A 6759-nucleotide genomic window follows, 5' to 3' on the forward strand; every position below is an offset into this window, starting at 1 on the left:
GCAAATACCACTACTTTGACAGTAAATATCAAAATTACAAACAGCAGCTTGGCTTCGACTCAGCTTAAAGATGTTGTGATTTTGGCAAATTTTGAAACAACTGCACAAAATATGATTCCAGCATTTCAATACACTGGGGCGTGGTATAACTTAATGGATAATTCAACGATAAATGTTACCAATGTAAATACTCCAATTAGTCTAGCTCCAGGAGAATATAGAATTTATGGTAATAAACAAGCAAATTTGGCAATAGAAGATTTTGAAAAAGGAAATCAGGTCAACCTGTATCCAAATCCTGTTTCCGATTATTTTACTTTAGGTTTTGCAACTTCAAAAGTAGATATCTATTCTATTACAGGGCAATTAGTAAAAACATTCAATACAAACGGAAATGCAGATTATCAATTCTCAGTTAGTGGTTTAACTTCTGGTTTATATCTTGTAAAAACGTTTGATGAGAATAATAAAGTTCGCGTTGTGAAATTTATTAAAAATTAGGTTTGGTTAGTAATGAAAAAGGGCTGTCTAGAAATGGACAGCCTTTTTTTTGAGTAGTTTTTCGCTATAAATGTCTTATTTTAATATCTTAATGTCTTTTTGGGGTTGTCTAATTATAAGACACTAATTTTATGATTTAACTATGATCGTTTTATTTGTTTTTTCTTTTAGGTTCGTTGTATTCTCCAATCAAAGAATAATATCCAAATGTTCCTAATCCCATTACAATAAGCGGAGTTAGTATAAATAAAATAATTACACCAAATACCAAATCGTCTTGTTGATCTGAAAGAAGTTTTGGCAAACCAAATTCAAACACGCAAAAATAGGCGGCAGCTGCAGCCAAAGCAATCCATAACGCCCCTAAAACCTGTTTAATCGCATTCATTTTTTAATAAATTTTAAAGGTGAGTAATTTTGTTTTTGTTGTCAATATAAATCATTCCAATAACAAAGCAGATTCCAGCAATAATTATCGGATACCATAATCCGTCCAAATAATAATCGGTTTTGCCTGCTGTTTTGGCGTGTGATACAAAATAAGTAGAAATAGCGGGAAGCAATCCGCCAAAAATTCCATTTCCTACATGATAAGGCAATGACATAGAGGTGTATCTAATTTTGGTTGGAAACATCTCAACTAAAAATGCTGCAATTGGACCATAAACCATTGTTACGAAAAGCACCTGAATAAAAACCAGAAAAATTAAAGTCCATTTATCACTTGAAGTTATTTGGATTGAAATATTTGTTTGTACATCTTTTTTATCCATGTACGTTTTTTTCTCGATCATGGTTGTGCCGTCAGTGTACTTTTTTTGACTTATTGTAACAGAACTCCCATCAGCTTTCTTTTCAGTCGTTTCTCTAGGATTTTCTACAATTTCTGTTTTTTGACTGATATCTGTTGTGTTATACATTGCTGTATAAATAGATCTGTACGATAAAATAGCGAGCAACATTCCAAACATCATAATATATTTGCGACCCACTTTATCGCTTAACCATCCAAAAACAATAAAAAACGGCGTTCCAATTAAAAGGGCAATTCCCAATAATTCGTCTACTTGCGAAGAATCAACATTCATCACTGTTTTCATAAAGCTCATAGCGTAGAATTGTCCCGTGTACCAAACAACACCTTGTCCCATTGTGGCTCCGAACAAAGCCAAAAGAACAAACTTTAAATTGTACCTATTTCCAAAGCTTTCTTTTAAAGGGTTTGTACTTGTTGTTCCTTCTTTTTTAGCTTTCTCGAAAACAGGAGATTCATCCATGTTTTTTCGAATTAAGTAGGAAACTCCAACCATAGCAATTGAAACCCAAAAAGGAACACGCCACCCCCATAAGTCAAAATCTTCTGCAGAAAGCGCACTTTTGGTTGCTAGAATAACCATTAGAGAAATAAATAAACCAACAGTAGCAGTTGTCTGAATCCAAGAAGTCCAATATCCTTTTTCTCCTGGTGGTGCATGTTCGGCAACATACGTCGCTGCTCCGCCATATTCTCCTCCAAGAGCAAGTCCTTGAAGTAAGCGTAAAATCAAAACCAACAAAGGAGCTAAAAAGCCAATTGTTTCATAACTCGGAATACATCCAATTAAGAAAGTAGAACCACCCATTAATAATAAGGTAGCCATAAAAGTATATTTACGTCCAATGATATCACCAAGTCTTCCAAAGAATAAAGCTCCAAATGGGCGAACTACAAATCCGGCAGCAAATGTGGCCAAAGTAGATAAAAACGCAGCGGTTGGATTGTCACTTGGGAAAAATTTTGTTGAAATAACGACAGCCAAACTGCCAAAAATGTAAAAGTCATACCATTCGATCATGGTGCCCATAGAAGAGGCCGAAATTACTTTCCAAATGCCCTTAGTAGAAGTTTTGCTCATAAAACTGCTTTGAGATCTTGTTAGTGAATCAAATATAAAAATACAGTTTTACGAATATAGAAGATATTTTTTTATTTAGTCAATACTTTTTTAACAAAAACTATTAATTTGTTGACTTTTGAGTTTAACCGCAAAGACGCAAAGAAAAACTGCAAAGGTTCGCAATTTTTTTTTGAATTGGCTCCAGCTTTAGCTGGAGTTTGAATAAAAAGAAATAGGAATGGCTTTAGCCGAAAATACATGATTTGGCTAAAGCCTTATTGTTCGTTTGTTAGATATCTCCAGCTGAAGCTGGAGGCTATTCAAAAAATTAATACAAAAAAATTAACTTAATGACATCATCCATGACTATAGGGATTGTGATTAAAAAACAGAAAAGTATAAAAAACAAAAAACCCACTCGGTTGAGTGGGTTTCGTGGTACCTCCAGGGATCGAACCAGGGACACATGGATTTTCAGTCCATTGCTCTACCATCTGAGCTAAGGTACCGTGCTTGTTGCGGGTGCAAATATATAATCATTTTTGGTTTGTGCAAAACATTTTTTAGAAAAAATCTATTCGTATCTTCGCAAAAGCAAAAAAGGAAATATGATTTTAGCGATTGATGTTGGCAATACCAGAATTAAAGCATCTGTATTTGAGGATAATACTTCTCTAGAAAATTTTGTTTTTGATAAAAATGAAATCGAAAAAAAAATTGAAAATATTTTAGAAAAATATCCAAAATCCTCCGATTTGGTTGTTGCTTCTGTCGGAAGTATCGAAAAAAAGTCTTTTTTAACTTTTGAAAATAGGCTGAAAGTTCATTTTTTCACTCACGAAGATGTTTTTCCTTTTCATAATAAATATGCAACACCAAAAACTTTGGGTATAGACCGAATGATTTTGGCAGCAGGAGCCACATTGCAATTTCCAAAACAAAATCGCTTGGTTATAGATGCTGGAACATGCATTACCTACGATTTTATCGACGAAAATGATAATTATTTGGGAGGAGCCATCTCTCCAGGTCTTCGTTTGAGATATGAATCACTGCATAATTTTACGGCCAGACTGCCGTTACTTACTTTAGAAGAGCCCGATTCTTATGTAGGAAACTCGACGGCACAAGCCATTCATTCTGGTGTTGTCAACGGTTTCGTCTATGAGATTGACGGTTTTATCGATGAATATCGCAAAGAGTTTTCAAATTTTATCATAATTTTAACGGGAGGCGATGCAGATTTTTTGGCTAAACGATTAAAAAATACCATATTTGCCAATTCAAATTTCCTTCTGGAGAGTTTGAGCCAAACATATCAATATAAAATCGACAATGATTAAAAAAGTAATACTAAGCGCTTGTTTGCTTATATCGTTCGTTTCATTCGCTCAACAAGGTACTGCGTCACCTTATTCTTTTTTCGGGATAGGAGATGTGAGATTCAAGGGAACACTTGAAAACAGATCTATGGCAGGAGTTGCAGTAGAGCAAGACACGATTCACTTAAATTTAGATAATCCGGCAAGTTACGCCAGTTTAATTCAGACAACTTTTACAGTTGGAGGAACATATGCGACTTCTAATTTAAAAACGACTTCGCAATCAGAAAAAGCACAACGCTCTACTTTTGATTATTTGGCATTAGGAATTCCGATGGGAAAATTTGGTGCTTCATTTGGTTTGATTCCTGTCAGTTCAGTAGGTTACAAAATTCGTGACGACAATTCGGCAACAGAAGGAGCAACAAGCTCTCAGCTTGACGGTAAAGGTGGTATTAATAAAGTATATTTCGGTTTATCATACAAAATAATGCGTGGTTGGAACGTTGGAGTAGATGCGCAATATAATTTTGGTAAAATTACAACTACTAGTATAGAAGCGATTACTGGTGTTCAAAACGGAACGGCAGAGGTTAATACTTCAGAACTTTCAGGTGTTGGATTTAGTTTTGGAACAATGTATCAGAAAAAAATCAACAAAAAAACTAGTGTGTTTTCTAGTTTGAGTTATTCTTTTGCTAGTAACCTGAATTCAGATAATACAAGAGTTATTTCGGTTCAAGGTGATTCAGATCCTTATGTAATTCCAACAGAAACAACAAAATTAAAACTTCCAAACAAATTGAGCATTGGTTTGGGTGTTGGTGAAGCTAGAAAATGGCTTGTAGGAGCAAACATGACGTTTCAAGGAGACGGACAGTTAGCAAATTATTATAACTCTGCAAGTAATGTAAGATACGAAAGCTATTCTAAATATGCAATTGGAGGATATTACCTTCCAAATTATGCTTCTTTCACTAGTTATATGAGCAGAATTACTTATAGAGCTGGTTTGAAATATGAAAAAATTGGTTTAATTGTTAATAATGAATCAATTAAAGATGTTGGTATGACATTAGGAGCAGGAGTCCCGATTCCAGGATCTTTCTCAAATGTGAATTTCGGAATTGAATTTGGTAAACGTGGTACAACGGCAGCAGATTTAGTTCAAGAAAATTATGTTAATTTTAGTGTGAGTTTCTCTTTCAATGATAAATGGTTTGTGAAGAGTAAATACCAATAAACAAAATATATTATCTTTTAGAAGCTCATTACAATTTACTACATTTGGCAAATGAATTTACCAAAAAGATATAGTCTAATAGTTGTCACAGTTATTGCTGTGACAATGTTTTTTGGATGCGAAAGTAATTTTAAAGAAGTTCAGAAAATTAACTTCTCAGAATTTGTCCCTGCCAGCGATGCTGATACTGTAAATATTAAATACACAGATTCTGGACGTATTACTGGTGTTTTGATAAGTCCGAAAATGTTAGATTATTCAAATCTTGATTTTCCGTTTACAGAATTTCCTAAAGGAATCGATGTTACTTTATATGATAAAAGACAAAAACGAACCTTTATAAAAGGTAATTATGCGGTTTCATATAAAAACACTGGGATTATTGATTTGATAGGAAAAGTAAAGATTACTTCAGAAGCTGGTCAGATTTTAGAAACAGAACAGTTATATTTCGATCAGAAAAACGAATGGTTTTATACAGAAAGAAAATTTAAATTGACCGATAAAAAAGGAGTTTCTCATGGTCAGGGAATAGATTTTAGCAAAGATTTTAAAGTGATCAATTCGCAGCGTGTAACGGGCGAAATTGAATCCAACGAAGAATTATAATATTATGGGTTATTTAAAATATACACAATACGTTTACATCCTTTTTGCAGTTTTCTTTACTTATGATGGTATCGTAAAACTTAATGAAGGCGATGAGAGTTATCCTTTTTATTTCGTAATTGCAGGAATGGCTGTTTTTATGTTTTTCTTTAGGAGAAGATTTCTTAATAAGTATAATGATCGAAATAAAAAGCAATAAAAAATGGAAATTAGTATTATAATAATCTGTTTAATACTAGCCGCCTTTTTTTCTGGGATGGAAATAGCTTTTACATCCGCCAATAAAATTTATCTCGAAATAGAAAAGAAACAAGACGATTTCTTGTCTCGAATCTTAACAAAGCTAACCGAAAATCCGTCCAAATTTATTGCTGCAATGCTAATTGGCAATAATGTAGCTTTGGTGATTTACGGTTTTTTTATGGGTGATCTTATTTTAAATTGGATGACTTATTTTGGCTTTGTTTTTTCTGATTGGTGGAATATCCTTATTCAAACACTTCTTGCGGCATTTATAGTCTTGCTGACTTCAGAATTTTTCCCGAAGGTTTTTTTTCAAATTTATGCCAATTCTTTAATTAAAATTCTGGCTCTTCCAGCTTATCTGTTCTACAGATTATTTTACTATATCTCTACTTTCTTTATCTGGATTGCCGATTTTGTACTAAGTAAGTTTTTTAAAACAGAAGGAAGTCAAATTCATTTGTTTAGCCGAATTGAGCTTGGAAATTACATAACAGAGCAAATGAGCACGGTTGAAGAAGACGAAGAAGTAGATTCTGAAATTCAAATCTTCCAAAATGCTTTAGAATTTTCTGCTGTTAAGGCGAGAGAGATTATGACGCCTCGAACAGAAATTGTAGATATAGATTTGTTTGATAGTGTTGACGATCTTAAAGCATTATTTATAGAAACAGGCTATTCTAAAATCATCATAAGTCAAAATTCGCTCGATGATATTGTTGGATACGTCCATTCTTTTGATTTGTTTAAAAAGCCGTCTACCATAAAATCAGTCTTGATGACGGTTGAATTTGTTCCAGAAACGATATTTATTAAGGATGTTTTGAATTTATTGATCAAGAAACGAAAAAATGTTGCAGTAGTTTTAGATGAATATGGAGGAACTTCAGGCATTGTTACAATTGAAGATATTGTAGAAGAACTTTTTGGGGAAATTGAAGACGAGCACGATTTAGATGAAGAA

General features: G+C 33.4%; 8 protein-coding genes and 1 tRNA gene. 6 read left to right on the top strand and 3 right to left on the bottom strand.

Features of this window, described 5'->3' with window-relative positions; genetic code table 11:
- Positions 1 to 501 (top strand): T9SS type A sorting domain-containing protein (locus B3J44_RS18135; protein WP_286970166.1); only part of this gene is annotated, 501 nt, incomplete at its 5' end.
- Positions 502 to 652: 151 nt separating this feature from the next.
- On the opposite strand, the gene B3J44_RS18140 is transcribed toward B3J44_RS18135, so the two are convergent.
- The 3 genes from B3J44_RS18140 to B3J44_RS18150 form a co-directional block, all read right to left on the bottom strand.
- Positions 653 to 889, bottom strand: a complete 237-nt coding sequence (locus B3J44_RS18140; RefSeq protein ID WP_198854709.1) for a DUF6814 family protein — start codon at positions 887 to 889, stop codon at positions 653 to 655.
- 13 nt (positions 890 to 902) lie between these two features.
- A complete protein-coding gene (locus B3J44_RS18145; protein WP_286970167.1) occupies positions 903 to 2396 on the bottom strand; it encodes an MFS transporter in 1494 nt (497 codons plus the stop codon).
- 418 nt (positions 2397 to 2814) lie between these two features.
- A tRNA-Phe gene (locus tag B3J44_RS18150) sits at positions 2815 to 2887 on the bottom strand.
- A gap of 99 nt (positions 2888 to 2986) precedes the next feature.
- Here B3J44_RS18150 and B3J44_RS18155 point away from each other — a divergent pair.
- The 5 genes from B3J44_RS18155 to B3J44_RS18175 form a co-directional block, all read left to right on the top strand.
- Positions 2987 to 3721: a type III pantothenate kinase gene (locus B3J44_RS18155; protein ID WP_286970168.1), complete on the top strand. Its 735-nt coding sequence runs from the start codon at positions 2987 to 2989 to the stop codon at positions 3719 to 3721.
- Positions 3714 to 4943, top strand: coding sequence for a hypothetical protein (locus B3J44_RS18160; protein WP_286970170.1), 1230 nt, complete (start codon positions 3714 to 3716; stop codon positions 4941 to 4943). Before B3J44_RS18155 ends, B3J44_RS18160 begins: the two co-directional genes overlap by 8 nt.
- Positions 4944 to 4994: 51 nt before the next feature.
- Positions 4995 to 5552, top strand: a complete 558-nt coding sequence (lptC, locus tag B3J44_RS18165) for an LPS export ABC transporter periplasmic protein LptC (RefSeq protein ID WP_198854705.1) — start codon at positions 4995 to 4997, stop codon at positions 5550 to 5552.
- 4 nt (positions 5553 to 5556) lie between these two features.
- On the top strand, positions 5557 to 5751 hold the full coding sequence (locus tag B3J44_RS18170) for a hypothetical protein (protein WP_198854704.1): 195 nt from the start codon (positions 5557 to 5559) through the stop codon (positions 5749 to 5751).
- A 3-nt stretch (positions 5752 to 5754) separates the two neighbouring features.
- On the top strand, positions 5755 to 6759 hold a 1005-nt coding region (locus B3J44_RS18175), incomplete at its 3' end, for a hemolysin family protein (RefSeq protein WP_286970172.1).

It is taken from the genome of Flavobacterium sp. UBA4854, from assembly GCF_002399805.1.
Classification (GTDB): domain Bacteria; phylum Bacteroidota; class Bacteroidia; order Flavobacteriales; family Flavobacteriaceae; genus Flavobacterium; species Flavobacterium ginsengisoli.